This is a genomic window from Pseudohongiella sp. O18 (assembly GCF_021729085.1).
GTDB lineage: Bacteria > Pseudomonadota > Gammaproteobacteria > Pseudomonadales > Pseudohongiellaceae > Pseudohongiella.
Genome location: NZ_JAJSAR010000001.1, coordinates 813345 through 828910, shown reverse-complemented (window position 1 = coordinate 828910; position 15566 = coordinate 813345). Strand labels below are relative to the sequence as shown.

The 15566-nt window shown below is 57.7% G+C and carries 15 protein-coding genes; 2 read left to right on the top strand and 13 right to left on the bottom strand.

All coding sequences use genetic code 11. The features are described from left to right. Positions 1-31: 31 nt before the first annotated feature. From LVD14_RS03710 to LVD14_RS03670, 9 genes are read right to left on the bottom strand one after another with little or no spacing between them, the layout of a single operon-like run. Positions 32-1039 (bottom strand): VWA domain-containing protein, encoded by a 1008-nt coding sequence (locus LVD14_RS03710; RefSeq protein ID WP_237132681.1) that lies wholly within the window; start codon positions 1037-1039, stop codon positions 32-34. Continuing rightward, positions 1036-2133, bottom strand: coding sequence for a vWA domain-containing protein (locus LVD14_RS03705; protein ID WP_237132680.1), 1098 nt, complete (start codon positions 2131-2133; stop codon positions 1036-1038). Before LVD14_RS03705 ends, LVD14_RS03710 begins: the two co-directional genes overlap by 4 nt. Further along, on the bottom strand, positions 2123-3340 hold the full coding sequence (locus tag LVD14_RS03700; RefSeq protein ID WP_237132679.1) for a hypothetical protein: 1218 nt from the start codon (positions 3338-3340) through the stop codon (positions 2123-2125). Before LVD14_RS03700 ends, LVD14_RS03705 begins: the two co-directional genes overlap by 11 nt. Next, a complete protein-coding gene (locus LVD14_RS03695; protein WP_237132678.1) occupies positions 3337-4185 on the bottom strand; it encodes a MotA/TolQ/ExbB proton channel family protein in 849 nt (282 codons plus the stop codon). Before LVD14_RS03695 ends, LVD14_RS03700 begins: the two co-directional genes overlap by 4 nt. Positions 4186-4204: 19 nt before the next feature. Next, the gene (locus tag LVD14_RS03690) at positions 4205-4501 is read right to left on the bottom strand and encodes a hypothetical protein (protein ID WP_237132677.1); all 297 of its coding nucleotides are present in this window, start codon (positions 4499-4501) and stop codon (positions 4205-4207) included. After that, positions 4498-6594: a PEGA domain-containing protein gene (locus LVD14_RS03685; RefSeq protein WP_237132676.1), complete on the bottom strand. Its 2097-nt coding sequence runs from the start codon at positions 6592-6594 to the stop codon at positions 4498-4500. The genes LVD14_RS03690 and LVD14_RS03685 overlap by 4 nt, the downstream gene beginning before the upstream one ends. 14 nt (positions 6595-6608) lie before the next feature. After that, positions 6609-8096 (bottom strand): hypothetical protein, encoded by a 1488-nt coding sequence (locus LVD14_RS03680; protein ID WP_237132675.1) that lies wholly within the window; start codon positions 8094-8096, stop codon positions 6609-6611. After that, entirely contained in the window at positions 8096-9277 is a 1182-nt protein-coding gene (locus tag LVD14_RS03675) for a hypothetical protein (protein ID WP_237132674.1), read from the bottom strand. Before LVD14_RS03675 ends, LVD14_RS03680 begins: the two co-directional genes overlap by 1 nt. 17 nt (positions 9278-9294) lie before the next feature. Further along, complete coding sequence (locus LVD14_RS03670; RefSeq protein ID WP_237132673.1) at positions 9295-10443, bottom strand: hypothetical protein; 1149 nt, start codon at positions 10441-10443, stop codon at positions 9295-9297. Here LVD14_RS03670 and LVD14_RS03665 point away from each other — a divergent pair. Then, on the top strand, positions 10430-10819 hold the full coding sequence (locus LVD14_RS03665; RefSeq protein WP_237132672.1) for a hypothetical protein: 390 nt from the start codon (positions 10430-10432) through the stop codon (positions 10817-10819). The genes LVD14_RS03670 and LVD14_RS03665 overlap by 14 nt on opposite strands. Before the next feature lie 18 nt (positions 10820-10837). Here LVD14_RS03665 and LVD14_RS03660 read toward each other — a convergent pair whose 3' ends face one another. Further along, positions 10838-12241 (bottom strand): energy transducer TonB, encoded by a 1404-nt coding sequence (locus tag LVD14_RS03660; RefSeq protein ID WP_237132671.1) that lies wholly within the window; start codon positions 12239-12241, stop codon positions 10838-10840. Between the two features lie 90 nt (positions 12242-12331). On the opposite strand from LVD14_RS03660, the gene mutM reads away from it, so the two are divergent. Then, the gene (gene mutM, locus LVD14_RS03655; protein WP_237132670.1) at positions 12332-13147 is read left to right on the top strand and encodes a bifunctional DNA-formamidopyrimidine glycosylase/DNA-(apurinic or apyrimidinic site) lyase; all 816 of its coding nucleotides are present in this window, start codon (positions 12332-12334) and stop codon (positions 13145-13147) included. Here the strand turns inward: mutM and coaD are convergent. The 3 genes from coaD to rsmD form a co-directional block, all read right to left on the bottom strand. Next, on the bottom strand, positions 13144-13632 hold the full coding sequence (coaD, locus tag LVD14_RS03650; RefSeq protein WP_237132669.1) for a pantetheine-phosphate adenylyltransferase: 489 nt from the start codon (positions 13630-13632) through the stop codon (positions 13144-13146). The genes mutM and coaD overlap by 4 nt on opposite strands. 79 nt (positions 13633-13711) lie before the next feature. Then, entirely contained in the window at positions 13712-14758 is a 1047-nt protein-coding gene (locus LVD14_RS03645) for a YheT family hydrolase (protein ID WP_237132668.1), read from the bottom strand. Beyond that, the gene (gene rsmD, locus LVD14_RS03640) at positions 14755-15405 is read right to left on the bottom strand and encodes a 16S rRNA (guanine(966)-N(2))-methyltransferase RsmD (protein WP_237132667.1); all 651 of its coding nucleotides are present in this window, start codon (positions 15403-15405) and stop codon (positions 14755-14757) included. Before rsmD ends, LVD14_RS03645 begins: the two co-directional genes overlap by 4 nt. Positions 15406-15566 lie beyond the last annotated feature (161 nt).

Genomic DNA, 15566 nt, shown 5'->3' with positions numbered 1-15566 from the left:
CATCCATGAATGTGTCATCTGGATGTCACCGCTATTGATAAGCGTTAAGCCCGACAAAACTGCCGCCATTGCGTTCAGCCAGCTCGCGCATCAGTGTGGCAAAACGGTAGACACTCTCATGAAATCTCGGGTCCAGATCAAACAATACCGGAAAACCTACCGCATGAATACGCACTAATCGATCGCCATCTGCGTTCGGTTGATTGATACGGTCGACCGTCTGAACGACCTGTGTGATCGACCCTCCAGGCAGGAAGTCATCACCAAATACGTAGATACTCGCTTTCTGGCCTGGCTGGTAGAAGGTGCTGATCGCCCGGGTGATGCCTTCTACCGGGCTGCTGTTACTGAATGGCGACCAGTTGCGCAGTGTCGAAATGATGGCCTGGCGGCGTGCTGGCGTGTCCGGAATCCACTGATTGCGATAGGCAGGGAACATATAGTCGCCCATATCGTTCATCACCTGAATGCCCCGTACTTCGGGGTACACATCAAGCACTTCGGTAATCATTTCCAGCACCCTGGGCCAGGCGTTGTAGAACATACTGCCTGAGGTGTCGATGATAAAAACGATGTACTCGCTGTCGACTGGAATGCCACCTATCACATTATTGCTGCGCTCGAAATTCTGCCCCAGCAGTCGCTGCATTTCAGCTGTCAGGGATTGCCGTGCGATGGCCAGCCGGTTTTCCTCCTCGTTCATATCCTCAGACAGTTCGTTAGAGGTCTGAAAGCGGCCGCGAATATTGGACATTTCACGCTCCAGCCGGGCAATTCGCTCACGGTAGGCGGACAATTGTTCCCGCCTGGCGTTCAATTCCCGGTTGACCACATCGGTTTCGCCGCGGATTTCGAACAGCGTCTGCTGCAGATCCGCAACCGGCTGATCACGCTGGTCCATAGTGACTTCCAGACTGACCGGAGCGGAACTCTCGGTAATCATCAACAGCAGAATGATGGCACCGAAGCCACATGAGATCACGTCCAGAAAGGAGATGCTGGAGCTGTCCTCTTCGCTTCTTTTTCTGCGTCTGCTCATGGCCAGTCCCGCGCCGGTGTGATGAATGAACCGCTCGTCAAATGAGCGAGCTGCCAGAATGCGGCCGCCGAAGCGGGATCACCCTCCATCGGCAGCAGTATAGTATTGACCGGAATATTCCGGGGTAAACTTTCAATTGCCTCGGCGTACAGATTGAGCCGGTCGCGCGCCGAAATGGTGCTGCCGCGCGGTTCACGATTGTTGCGCGTGGGCAGACTGTCGGTAATCAGATAAATATTGTCGGGCAGTGGGTTCATGCTGGCGACCGCCTGAAACGCTGCCTGCAGGTTATTGCCCCCCTCGGGAACCAGTTCCTGCACCTGCCGTACGACCTCATTGAGCTGGTCCTGATCGGCTACTTCCAGCCACATGTTCTCACTGCCAGGCAAAACCGGCTGTACGGTTTCGTTAAATGTCAGCACCTGATACTGGCTGATTACCGGCAACTGGGCGCTGATCCACTCGACGATTCGCGTGGCGCGGCGCCACTTCGCGGTCTGCTTTTTCACAGTATCCGACATGTTGCGGGTGCGTATCACATTGACCAGTGTTTCATCCAGCATGCTGGCTGACGTATCCAGCAGAATCAGAATACGATTGCCCCCCAGCAGCATCCCTGACAGATACTGACGATCGCCGTCGCCGAGAAACTGGCGGTTGCTCTGGCCCCGTTCGGCTTCGGCCGTCGACTGCAGCCGCAACAGTTCTTCCTCAAGGGCCTGTATATCAGCACGCAGGGCTTCGACGCTTTCCTCGGTGGCCATTGAGTCACCTTCCAGCGCGGCCAGTTGCGCAAGAAAGTCATCAATCTCACTCTGAATCCGGTCAGCCAGCCCCTGTGCTTCAACCACTTCCAGACTGACGCGATCCAGCGTATTGCGAATCTGGAACAGGTTTTCCTGACCTTCCACGATTTCGTCTTCCAGCAGATTCACTTCTGCCGTCAGATTGGGGTCTGCCTCGTTGCGCGCCTCGGTGGCGGTATGGTCAAGAATAAGAAACAGCAAAACGACGGCCCCGAAGCCACAGGACATCACATCCAGAAAGGCCAGGCTGAGGGGGTTAAATGAGCCGCGTTTTTTTTTACCCGCCATGTCGCACCCTGATTAACTGCAGGCGCTTGCCAGCCCTCTCCAGCACTGTACCCGGTGGGTTGTCTGCGATGATTGCCGGAACTTCAGCGGCGGCAATCCATGTCTGATGCGACAGCGGCCATGCCAGGCCATCGAGCAATACATGCGTGGCTGGTTCGTGTCTGTGGGTGGCCGTATTTTCAGAAGCCGACTGCTGCAGCCGTGCACTTTGGATGAAAGGTACAGCCGACTGGCCTCCAGGTGCGTTGGCTGCCAGACGCAAGGCTGCCTCGGCAAGCTGCTCGCCGCTCACGACTGCTGTGGCGGCCAAGTAGCCGCCGGCCTGTAATGTTGACTTCAACCCCGGCATCAATGCCGCTCGCGATGACAACAGAACCGGCAGTGAACCGCCCATGCTCGACGCAAGGCCAGCAAGCTGCTGCTCAATACGCGACTGCATCATCTGCAGGTCACCCAGTATATCTGCCGTCTGCACCGTTGCTTTGTGACGTGCCTTGTCAGTCTCTATTTCGATGGATATTTCCGGTGCTGCGGAGTTAATGGCACGCAGCCAGTCCGGCACTTCGTTGTAAAGCTGCTGCTCCCATTCGGCGCTGTGCTGCGGATTGAATCGGCACTGCTCAATAAAAGCGTCGTTGACTGTCTGTACCAGTGAGTTTGCCATGCCGTGCCAGCTTCCGCCCTGCACGCGAACCACCTGGTCTCGCTGCAAGCGACCATTTGCGTTACGAATCACAGTGATCGTGGCCTGATGCAGCTGCAGATCAATAAAGGCCAATTGCTCACTATCTGACGGCGCTGCTGTGGTGGCCACAATAGCAGTGTCGACCATTGCCTGGGGGGCAAATGGACTTTGCTGGGCGATTCCGGACAGCACGGCCAGCTGCTCGCGCGAGAAGCTGCCCGGAACTGCGATCACCAGCTCGCCCTGATAACCACTCAGTTCCGACAGGTGCATCAGATGGGCATAAGCCATGTCAGCATGGTGCCGGAAGTTGGCGACCTGCCGCGGCAGTGGATCCATGCCCAGCCGATACCAGAACTCATTGTAACTGTTGACTGGGTGCAGACGACTCCGGGCGGCCGCCTCGTCACCAAAAACTGGAACTTTGCCGTGGACCAGCGCATACCCCGGACTGCTGGCCACCAGCTGGCCATCACGGTACAGGTTCAGCGCCTGGTCATTCAGCTCCAGAATTGCACTCATGCAGGCTCCAGCACTTCATCACCAGCAAGTGGTCGGCTATTGTTGCGACCCGGTACTTGCAGGTAGTTGATCAGGTGGTTGTCACAGTAAGTCTGTGTGTCTAGCACCAGGCGATCCTGGATCAGCGACAACTGGTGCAGCACAAACATCAGCATGATGCTGGTCACCAATGCAACGAAGGTGGAGTTAAACGCTACACCCAGGCTGACAGTTACACCCAGGATATCGCCGCTGACAGCCTGGTGCGCCTGACCCAGTGCAGTACCAATGCCGCGCACCGTTCCGAGGAAGCCGATGGACGGGATGGCCCAGGCAATGTAGCGCACGATCGCCAGTTCACTTTCCAGTCGCTCAGCCTCGCTGTCGCAGACATCTCGAATGGTTGCTGAAACATCCTGGACATTGCGCGTTGTGCCGAAGCGGTGCAGGCCCGCCAGCAAAGCCCTGGGTAGCAGGTATCCCTTTTCTCTGTCCGGTAGCGCCTGAACAGGTCGCGCATACTGCCGCGCGTCCTCGGGGAGGATACTGGTCCCGTCGCTGACCTGTAGCATCTCGCGATCCAGCAGAGCTCTTTCCCGCATGGTGCGAACCATTTTCATGCCCACAATGGACAGGGCCCAGAGGAACAGGATAATACAGGTTTCCTGTTCAAAATCGCGCAGAACAATATACAAAGACCGCTCAGGCACGTAGTCCTCGTCAGCCTCCTGCATCATGGTCTGCTGCTGCTGAATGATGTCGGCGTTGGGTCTGATGACCGCCACATAGACGGCATGCACAACGATCACCACAATGATCAGGGCAAAGATCTGGTAGATAATTTCAGACAGGTATTTTTGTTTCATTCAGCAATCCTGCAGTCAGTTAAATGTCGACCGGAAACGAGACGCCCAGGTCCTGAGAAATCTGTTCGGAGGGAATAAAGCGTCCTGGCCCGCCGCCCTCTGCCGGTTCTATTGGCTGGCTATCAATGTCCGGCATCTCGGCGTTCGGTTCATCGGCGACATCCCCGTCACTTGAAGCCTGCTGCGAGGACTGGGAATCATCCTGGCCTTCCGCCTGCTGCGCAGGCTGCTGCTGGGCATTAACTGCCGTGACCAGCAGCAGGCATAAGCAGGCCAGCGCAGTCAGGGATTTAAGACCAGTGTAGATTGTGTTCATTCGCCCAGATACCTCGCCACCCGGAAGCCAAGATCATTGCGAGCCTGTTCACCAAAATCGCGATACGACGCCCTCAGCTCCACGATGGAGCCGTGCATCCAGCTTGAGCCTTTGATGGTGCGGTAGCGGCCTTCCTCAGGCCCCAGTGGATCGACGTCAACCTGAGAGCTGAGCCCACTGACCGCCCCGTATACATCGTGCATCCATTCTGACACGTTGCCACCCATATCATACAGACCACGCGCGTTGGCCGGGAAAGAGCCGACATTGGAGGAAGCCAGATAGCTGTCGTTGTAGCCACGCAGGTACTGCCCAAGGAACGCGCTGGTCGATTCGTCAGCGAAGTTGCCGATCTGCTCGCTGGGCGGCCAGGCATCGCCCCATGGAAAGCGAAAACTATTGTCCTGCTCATCAGTGCGCGAAGCCCATTCCCATTCCGCTTCGGTAGGCAGGCGATATCCGGTGGACTGCGGATTGAAGCCCGTTACCTGCCCGTCTACTACCGTGTAAAACGGGTCCAGCCCTTCACGTTCACTAAGCCAGTTGCTGTACAGTGCCGCATCCTGCCAGGTGACCTGCACAACCGGCTGGCGCGGCAGGTCCAGCGACTGACCCTGGATCACACCGGAGGAGTGGTCCGGGCGGAACTGCTTGAACTGTTCGTTGGTGACAAGGTTGCGCGACAGGTAGAATGGTTTTTCCAGAATAACATCGCGCAGGGTCTCGTTGGCCCGACGACCCGGCTCGCGGCGCGAGGCGCCCATCGTGAATCGCGACGGGTAATGCAGATCCAGGGTTTGTCCGGCGACCGTGGTAATGACGGGCTCGATTGACTCCAGCCGGGCCTGTTCTTCGGTTTTCAGCTGGACGCGAATTTCCTGATCCAGACCGGGGCGCGAGGTGAAATTGCTGGTATAGGCGACGTAGCCTTCTTTACGAATTTCGATGCGCTGACTGGCGGCGAGCAGTTCGACTGTCTGATTGGCACTGCCCCGATACTCACCATCCACGTAAAGTTCAGCATCAGCAGGCTGGGCGATGATTCTTACCAGACTGGTTACCGGTTCCAGAGCGATGGTGATATCGCTTTCCTGTTCAGCACTGGTTGTGACACGGCGAACGGCCGTCTCGAACCCGGTCCGGAACAGCCGGACCTCATGTGTCTCACCGGGCGGCAAAGAGACTTCCAGTGGCGTCTGCCCGCGATACTCTCCATTGATCGTGACATTGGCATTGCCTGGCTCCGAGCGAATGAAAACCAGCCCATCAGCGGCTTCCAGCGCTACATCGGGGAGGGCAACATCCTCGCCGGGACTGACCTGCAGGTCGTCCTGCCAGGCCTTGAAGCCAGCGCGCTTCAGCGTTACGTCATAAACACCCTGCAGAAGGTCTATGGTAGCGGGTGTAACACCCAGCAGCTCACCATTGGCAATGATGTCTGCGCCTGCTGGTGTGGTATTAAAGCTGATACTGGCCCATGCCGGGTCGAGCGTTGGAGTCAGTGACTGTTCCACCAGGCGTCCAGTGACCTGAATAGGCTGATCGTAGGGAAGGTAACGATCCATGCGGATCTGCAACTGATACTCGCCCGGCTCGATCTCTACGTTGATCAGAGGTGTCTCACCGATATCAACACCATCCAGTGTCACGCGCGCACCCGGCAGTGGCTGCTGCTGTTCCCCGCTGACACTGATACTGACGAAGCCGTGCATGGGCTGCAGTTCAAACGGATGTGTCTGCGCCTGCTGCTCACCCACTGTCACGCTGGTGTCGCTGGTATGGTAACCAGGGGCGCTCAGGGTCACACCGTAATCGCCTGGCAGCATCAGGTAACGGGGTCCGACTCGTACAGCGAAACCTTCAGTTATTTCCACACTTGCCATGGGCGGTGTTGTATCGATGAAGACAGAACGCGCAGTCAGCACGAACCAGGCCGCACCAGCCACTATAAGCAGGGCCACCATGAGAGCTACGTGATACCAGCGTAGGCGCAACCCAATACGGCGCCCGGCAGCGGGCGGCGGTGTAAAGTCGACCGGAGTGATGATATCGATATCATCATCGTGATCAGGGGTATTGCGCGAATCCTGCATGAAGTTAACGCTCGCTAAGTGCCTGCGACCTGCTCGTTGCACTGAATATTGACGGTGACCGTGCCAGGTGCCTGTCCAAATCCTACAACAAATTCCTGTCTGACATCACGGTATCCGGGGCGGGTACCCACAGCCACATAGCGGCCCGGGCGAAGCATTACCGAGGTCTGTTGAAATGTACCGAGCTCACCAATCTGGTAGATCGTCACAGCGGTCGCATTATCAGATACCAGAGTGACCGGATGCTGCTCCTGCATCATGTCGAGTAGCTGGCCGGTCTGCTCAATCTGTGCCTCCAGGCGCTCACCAGGATCCACGCCGTCGGCGCGCAGATCAGCCGCCAATTCGGATGCAATGCGATACACATCTATGGCTTCCTGGTGCGCTGCCGGATCAGAAAGACGCAGTGGTTCGTCCAGGTTCGTCTGCAGCAGCACATCAAGTTGCAGACGACGCTCTGAATAATCCTTACCTTCGGTGGCGAACACCAGGTTGGCATCCAGTGCCAGCGCCTGCGTGTAGAGATCAATGGCCTGCTGCCATTGTTCATTCTCTTCGGCAGTTTCGGCCTGGCTGCGCAGTCGCGCAATTGAATCCAGTGTCAATTCTTCACGAGTCTGGCGAATGGCTTCGGCGGCCTGTTCTGATCCGGGCCTGACCTGCAGGGCACGCTCAAAGGCCGCGATCGCGGCATCAGCCTGGTCGTTCTCAAGATAGGCAAAACCTTCTGACATGATGGCCGTAAAGCGGGCATCCGTCTGGCGCTGCTGGTTGTCTGCCAACAGACTGTCTGCCTCCTGATGCAGCGGGTCCAGCGCGATGGCCTGTTCAAACAAATCCTGAGCACCCGTCAGATCACCCTGTTGCTGCAGGGCAATTCCCTGGTCCAGCAGGCCACGGACTTCATCCAGCGTTTCAGCACGACGCAGGCCCTGGTCAGCTTCTTCACTGGTTGGATCCAGGGTTGCGGCCAGGGTGAATTGTTCGCGGGCAGTGCCTGAATCAACGGCGGCCAGCGCAGCATTGCCGGCTTCCATCGCTCGCGCGAATTCATCATCGACCTGTTCCAGCAGCGCATCCAGCGCTTGATCACCCTGCTGATACGACTGGGTCGCCGCGTCAAATTCGCCGTTTCGGTAGAAGGTATCGCCTTCCTGAGCCGTTGTCAGAGCGGATGCAAAGCGGTCTGGCGCCCATTGTTCGACGCCCAGCATTTCGAGTTCGGATTGTTTGCGCAGTAATTCAGCCAGAATGTCCTGCGCTTCGCGGCGCTGTCGCGCCAGCTGCGCTTCCTCGAAGGGGGAAACATTGGTTCCGGCAGGACGTGACGGGGCGTTGGCGGGCGCAGGAGCAGCCGTCTGCTCCACTCGCGCGGTCAGCGGCAGCTCGTACTGTTCGACAACTCTGGGTAGAACAAAAATAACGGCAAGTGCCAGGAGGAACAGGACTGCAAGAGCGACCCACACCCAGGGGGAAATTCTATCCTTGTTCGTTACTGCCATCAGATCCCGCCTGTCTCCGTTCGATAAATCTCCATCAGGATGTCCTGCCACTGTTCATATTGCTCTTCAACAGTGCCATTCAGCATCACAGTGCGGTCGTCCAGTTCGATCACCTTGGGTGCCACTTCATTCTGCAGCGATTCACCAATCTCCTGCAAGGCCGCAATGTGCATGCTGGCCTCGGCTGAGCGATCAAAACCACTACGAACCAGATAGGCTCCTGCACCCACGCCAACGATGCCGGCTGTCTGGGCCGCAGCGCTGTTCTGGCTGACCCCCGCAATACCACCGGCTATGGCAGCGGCACCCAGCAGAAAGCGACGTCGTGCAGAGCGTTCGGTTTCTTCCAGCGCCAGCGTTTCCCGGTAACTGACTTCACGCCAGGCATCGTATGGGCCACGCATCTCGCGCACGTAAGTGGCATAGTAGTCCTGAATTGTGTCAACAAAGAGATTGTCCCTCTCACGGATGTCGCGGATACGCGCCATGTTTGGGTCGTTGTCGGCTGGCAGCCGGACCGGACGTGTGATGCCGCGCTCATCAGTCGCCAGATAGTCACCGTAGATCTCGGGGGCAAACTCGGCGGCAAACTTCAACTCGGCCACTGTGCGTATATTGCGAATTTCTTCGGCACTCAGGTTCTGGCGCCGGAACTCGAGCATGTCATTGGCAATAGTGTTGTAGATCACCTGGAAGGGGTCATGTGACTGCCGCTGCGTGGGATCGTAGTTGTACTGGCTGATGTGCTCTTCGTACTCGCGGCTGTACCACTGCCGGCCGGTCGCATCTGTCACCGTGACATCAATGATCATGCCTTCGCCGTTAGACAGCAGCAGCTGGCCCTCGACAATGACATCCATGACGCTGCGCTCAGTGGGCACAACACGCACCACGCCCCAGTTGCCGGAGCGTTGCAGTGTCTCAGCCATCAAATACGGCGCGTAACGTGATTCGGCACGGCGGATCTCAAAGTTGGTCCGGTCGAGTTCATCTTCTTCCACTTCATCAATACCGGGGTCGAAAACCCTGACAGCGACATCCATGATCAGGTTGTCGTCGGCGGGGAGCACGCCCTGCTCAATCGGGACAAACTCAGTGGATTTGACTGATGTGGTCGCACAACCAGTTAGCGCCAGCATCATGACTGCGCCAAGCGCCATAACGGACTTCAGTGCTCGCATTGCTGTTACCTCTCCCCTTATTCGCCGATACCTGTGTAGCGGCGATATTCATCCCACAACGCCTCGCGCAATTCCGGATCGGGCTCCCGCATCGCGGCCTCGCGAATCTGACGCGCGACCACATCGTCGCCACGGTCAGTGGGGGGTATATCGTCAGGAATTGGATATTCACCCTGCTCCCCCGCACTGCCACCGTTCAGACCACCAACCGATCCGCCGGAGCCTCCCGACTGCGGACCCTGGCCGCCGCCATTCGAGGCGATCACACCACCCTGTCCCTCTGTAATGCTGCCTTGCCCGGCTGCAACCACACCTGGCAGTCCCCCGCCACCAGGCCCGGTCTGCGAGCCGCCGCCAGCGCCCTGCCCACCTTCGTCATACAGGCCGGCAGGATCAGCGCCTGCTTCGTTGCTTTGTCTTTGAGCGCGCCCGCGCTCAGCCAGAATCATGCCGTCAAAATCTTCATAGGCGCTGCCCAGCTGACCGTCGAGCACAGCGACTCGCTCACTGGCAGTCATTGTCCCGCTGCCGTAGCCTCCCGAGCCACTACCATAACTGCCGGTGCCACCCCCGTAACCCGGGTTGCTGCCGGTTCCTGCGCCCTGTCCGGTGCCACTCACAGTGCCCGCGCCGGTCCCCGAACCTGCGCGACTGCCGGTGCCACCGCCGGCGATGGTACCTGTGCCCATGCCACCACTGGTGCCGCTACTGCCTGATCCTGCAACTCCACCTGGCATGGACCCCGAACCCGGCATAGTGCCGGAACCTGGCATACTGCCGGAACCCGGCATTGAACCTGCGCCAGGCATACTGCCTGAGCCCGGCATTGAGCCTGATCCTGGCATACCACTGCCTGAGGGCGCACCGGGCATGCTGCCGCCAGCGCTGCTGCCACCGCCGGGCATGGAACCACCAATTACGTCAGGAAAACCCATACCACTGGTGCCCACCTGGAAGGTTGGCCCGCTGCCACTCTGGCCGCTGCCCTGTCCTGAGGTTCCGCCCTGACTTGAACCTGCCTGGCCGCCGGCACTGGCCTGCCCCCCACCGGCAGTCTGTCCGCCGGGAAAACTGCCGCCTGACGATGCCGGGCGGCGTCCGCTGGAAAAATCAGGCAAGCCGGAGGACGACGAGGCACCTGATGTTCCAGCTGTGCCCGAGGGCATTGAGGCACTGCCACCGCCGCTGGCGCCGCCGGACGGCATTGAGGGCATGGAAGATCCGCTTGAACCACTGGAACCACCTGAAGGCATCGAGGCACTGCTGGAACCGCTGGAACCTCCTGAAGAAGGCATTGAGGGCCCACTGGAACCGCTTGAACCGCTGGAACTACTGGAAGAAGGCATGGAAGAACTGCTCGATGGCATCGAGGGCATCTGCGGCATGCTCGATTGGGTCTGCTGCGTGGTTTCGCAGGCGCTCAGAATCAATGCTGCCGCTGCAAGCGTCGTCAATGTCTTAATCACCGTTCTGTCCATCTTCTACAACTCCAGCCATGTCAGGCAGTTGGACGTACGTGTATCGTCAGGCACTATTAAATAGACCTGAGCCTTGTCACCATTATTGCGCAGCAGCCTCGTCACTTGCTATCTCATAAGGGAAACGATAGACCAGTCCCTCGACAGAGATGGCCTTGCCGTCCCGGATGCGCGGGCGCAACTTACTATAGCGCAGGGCGTTGACCATTCTGCGACTGATCTCGTCATCCACGTCGCTGGCATCTGACTCCAGCAAGGAGATGTTGGTGGCACGACCAAAACGATTAATGTCGAATTCGATTGTGACGTAGCCGAGTTCGTCCTGCTGCGCGATGCGGTCTTCCACCACGTCATTGTAGGTGGGCGCGAATGAGGTCGACGCATAGCTGCTTGTTGCTGCCGCCACGCTGCTTGTTGCCTGCTGCGGCTGGGACTGCGAGGGCCCGACGCGCGGCTCAAAGCGCGGCAGCAGCACAACACGATCAAAGACCTCGGAAACCAGCTCAGGGTTCGTGTCTGCGAGGGCATCCCAGGCCGCCTCATACTGACGGGACGCGCCATTGCGTCGCTCAAACAACAGATTCCAGTCTGCCAGGTCCAGCATTGATTCTACGTACTGCTTCAACAGCTCATCATGAACGGCAGAACCAGGATCTGCCTCGGCAAGATGAGCGGCTTTGATATCGATGATCTGTTGCAGCGCCAGCTCCCCGCGCAGATAGGCGTTGTTGCGGCCATGGTATTGCTTGTCAGTCCTAAGATCAGCCCAGCTGTCATCTACTTTGCGCTCTTCGTGATACAGCAGCTCCATTCGGCTGAGTGTGCGAGTCTGATGCATCAGCCACGAAATGAATGCCAGCTGTTGCAGGTATTCCTCTTTCGGATACGCCTCAGGGTTTGGCTGCTTCTCGATGGTGCTCAGCGCCACAGCGTACAACTGGTAAGCATCCAGTAATCGCGTGGTAGGTTCGGTGCCGCGCCGGTCAGCGAATGCATCAAGGTGCCAGTTCGCGTAGTCAACCAGGGCGGGTATAAGTTCCGGGTTGTTGTTTATATGAGACTTGCTCTGCACATAAAAAACATACTGGCGCAGGCCATCCGCATCTTCCCACTGACCCAGGGCCTCGTGACTTTTGATTTGCAGCGTCAGCGCCGGTACCTGCTGCAGACTGAACAGACCGTGATTGATTCTGTTGATGTGAACCGAGCGCTCCAGGTGTTCCAGCGCTGTCTGATGATCGTTGGCTTCCTGCAATGCCTGCCCGAGCGTAATCAGGGCCTCTGCAACATCTGCATTCCAGCTGTTGCCTGGCAACTCGCGATTCGACACCTCCTGTTGCAGCTGCTCCACGCGAGCCATCATCTGTTCATGATCGGACACCAGTGCCAGTCCTGCATCGACCTCGTCCTGAGCAACTGCAAGACCAGGCATGCAGATGCCCAGCGCGACTAACAATACACCTTTTGAGCCATATCGGTGAGCCATGATGCACTCCGTTTCTTATTGTTGGGCGTTCGGTGGACTAAGCCTGACTTAACTCTATAATGTCCCGTCAAATTTGCAAGTGTAGACATCATGCCCGAGTTGCCCGAAGTTGAAACAAGCCGCCGCGGCATCGATCCCCACATCAGTGGGCGCCGCGTGATTCGCACGGTAGTGCGTCAGAATCGTTTACGCTGGCCTGTTTCTGAACAGATCACCACTGTCCTGCCAGGACTTCAGATCACCCACACCTCACGGCGTGGCAAGTACCTGATGATTCATACCGATGCGGGAACTTTGCTTGTGCATCTGGGTATGTCAGGCAGCCTCAGAATAGTTGATCCCCAGGAACCACCGCGTGTCCACGATCACATAGACCTGATTTTCGAACACGGCATTGCAGTTCGCTATCACGATCCTCGACGCTTTGGTGCCATGTTGTGGACCGCAGAAGACCCAATGCAACACGCACTGCTGAGCCATCTTGGACCCGAACCACTGTCAATAAATTTCGACGGGGCCTATTTATACAGACGCAGCCGCGGCCGAAAGGTTCCTCTCAAGAGCTTTATTATGGACAGTCAGGTTGTTGTGGGGGTGGGCAACATCTACGCCAACGAAGCGTTGTTTCTGGCGGGAATACGACCATTGACCGAGGCTGGCAAGTTATCGCGAATGCGATGCGATCGTCTGGCCGAACAAATCAAGCTGGTGATCGCCAGAGCAATTGAGGTTGGCGGCACGACGCTGCGGGACTTCGTGGGTGGGGACGGACAACCAGGCTATTTTCGCCAATCCCTGAATGTCTACGGCCGCGGCGGACAGCCCTGTCTGGTTTGCGGCGGGACACTTACCGAACTGCGGGTCGGTCAGCGCAGCACTGTGTTCTGCCGTCGATGCCAGCGCTAGCGGGACTGCTCGGCAAGATGCTGGATCATCGCCTCATTGACAAGCGGGTGTACAAAGCGGGAAATATCACCACCGTATGACGCGATTTCGCGCACCAGCGTTGATGAAATGTAGGACAGGTGTTCCTCCGGGGCGAGGAAAATGGTCTCGATCTTGGGATCCAGCGCCCGGTTCATGCCCACCAGTTGAAATTCGTACTCAAAATCCGCCACTGTGCGCAGCCCCCTCAGGATGACTTTGGCACCACGTTCGCGGACAAAGTCGATCAGAAGTGTGTCAAACGAGCATACTTCGACATTATCGAGATGCCCCAGCACCTTGCGGGCCAGTTCCACCCGCCGCTCAGTCGACAGTGACGTGCTTTTCTGTTTGTTTACGCCAATCGCGACAATCACGTGATCGAACAGGCGCGAGGCTCTCTCGACCAGATCAGTGTGTCCATTGGTGATTGGATTGAAGGTTCCTGGGTAAACGGCTGTTTTCATACAGACACGGGTCCTGTTGCGTCTGCCTTATTCAGAAGGCGACCTGTAATGGAGACGATAAGGTACACCACGTATCAACTTATGTCAGCTCAATGAATCGCAGTACGCGCCGCTCCAGCCAGTCTTTCTGTCGATTCACCGCAAATCCTACATGTCCGCCGGCGGGATGCAGATCCCACATAGCACCGACGGGCAGTTCGTGCGGATCCGGCAGCGCCTGGGGAGGGATAATCGGGTCATTCAAACCATGCACCAGCAAAACGGGAGCTTTGATCCGCGTCAGGAACTGGCGACTGCTGCAGCGCGCATAATAATCCTCTGCGCCGTCAAAACCGTGCAGCGGCGCAGTCACCGCATCATCAAATTCACGCAGGGTCGTCAACTGTGACAGATCGCCCAGAGCATCTATCTGTGCAGTGTGTTCATGATAGCCCTGAGCCTTAAAGTGTTCATACTTGGCAATCAGGTCTCTGCGCAGGCGGCGTAGAAAGTATCGTCCATAGAGACTCGCCAGACCCGAGTCCATGCGCCTACAGCAGGTATCAAGTGAGAACGGATTGGACACGCTGACCATCCCCTGCAGACGCGATGCTAGAGGGGTCTCGCTCGCCCATTTGATCAACACATTGGCACCCAGTGAGTATCCGATAACACAGATCCGACAATCATTATTTTCATGATCCAACAGCGTAGTAACCACTTGCTCCACATCGTCCGAGCAACCAGAGTGGTAAGCCTGCGGCAGGCGATTGAATTCGCCACTGCAGCCACGCAGATTCATGGCAACACTGCGAATTCCCTGCTGCTGCAAAAGCGCCTGCATGGCCAGAATGTAAGGAGAACCAGAGCAACCTGCCAGTCCGTGCAGCAACAAAACCAGCGGCAGATCACCTGCATACCTGCCGACGGTCCCCGGCTGCGGCTCGGCGATATCGACATCGATGAAATCGCCGTCATTCAGCTCAATACGCTGGCGACGCCGGGACAGCGGCGGCTGAGCGCCGAATTTTCGCCAGACAGTCTGCAGGTGACCGCCCGGCAACCACCAGGGTGACTGATACTCATCGCCAAGGTCGATACGTTGATCTGAAGACCGCAGTGGCTCTCTGACATTAAGCGGACTCACGGTGCCTCCCGCCGATACAGGCCAAAATGCACAGCTCCGGCACGACCGCTTTTAGTCAGCTGCCAGTTCTCCGGAAACTGCTCCGTGATGCCGGGCGCGGGCAATGGATCGCCAGACTCAAGGTATACATGGCTGACGGGTTTCAACAGCCCTGATTGCTCCAGCGCCTGGCACTGCGCGACCAGCACGTTATCCGCAAACGGGGGATCCAGAAACACTAGCCCGAAACTGGTGCCTTGCGCTGCAGCAGACTGTGTCACCAGCCATTGCTCGGCACGCGCGTTAACGAGTTGATAGCGACCCTCGAAACCGGGCGCAGATTCCAGCGTGACCAGATGCTGGCGGATCGTATCGGTTGCTACACGGGCGGCATCCACGAAGGTGACCGAGCGAGCACCTCGTGATAACGCCTCCAACCCGCAGGCACCGCTGCCAGCATACAGGTCCAGACAATCTTCCGCGGACACCAGCGCCTGAAGCCAGTTGAATACAGTCTCCCGAACCCGGTCAGGCGTCGGCCGCAATCCCGGCGCATCAGCAAACGTGATACGACGCCCCCGCCAGACACCAGCAATGATGCGCAGCGACCCCGTGCCATTTACACTGGGTCCTCGTGCCCTCTGTTTACCGCCGAATTGCCGAACCATTATCTGCTATTCCATTTCAGTGTCAGCCCACGCTGCACCGGGGTTTCCACGCTTACAGGTGCAGGCAATTAAACCTGCATTGTACTGACTCAGCCCACAGATGTGCACAGGGATGCTAAACTAGGCGCCCCGCTGCGGTGAGCTGCCGCTCCGAATCAAGA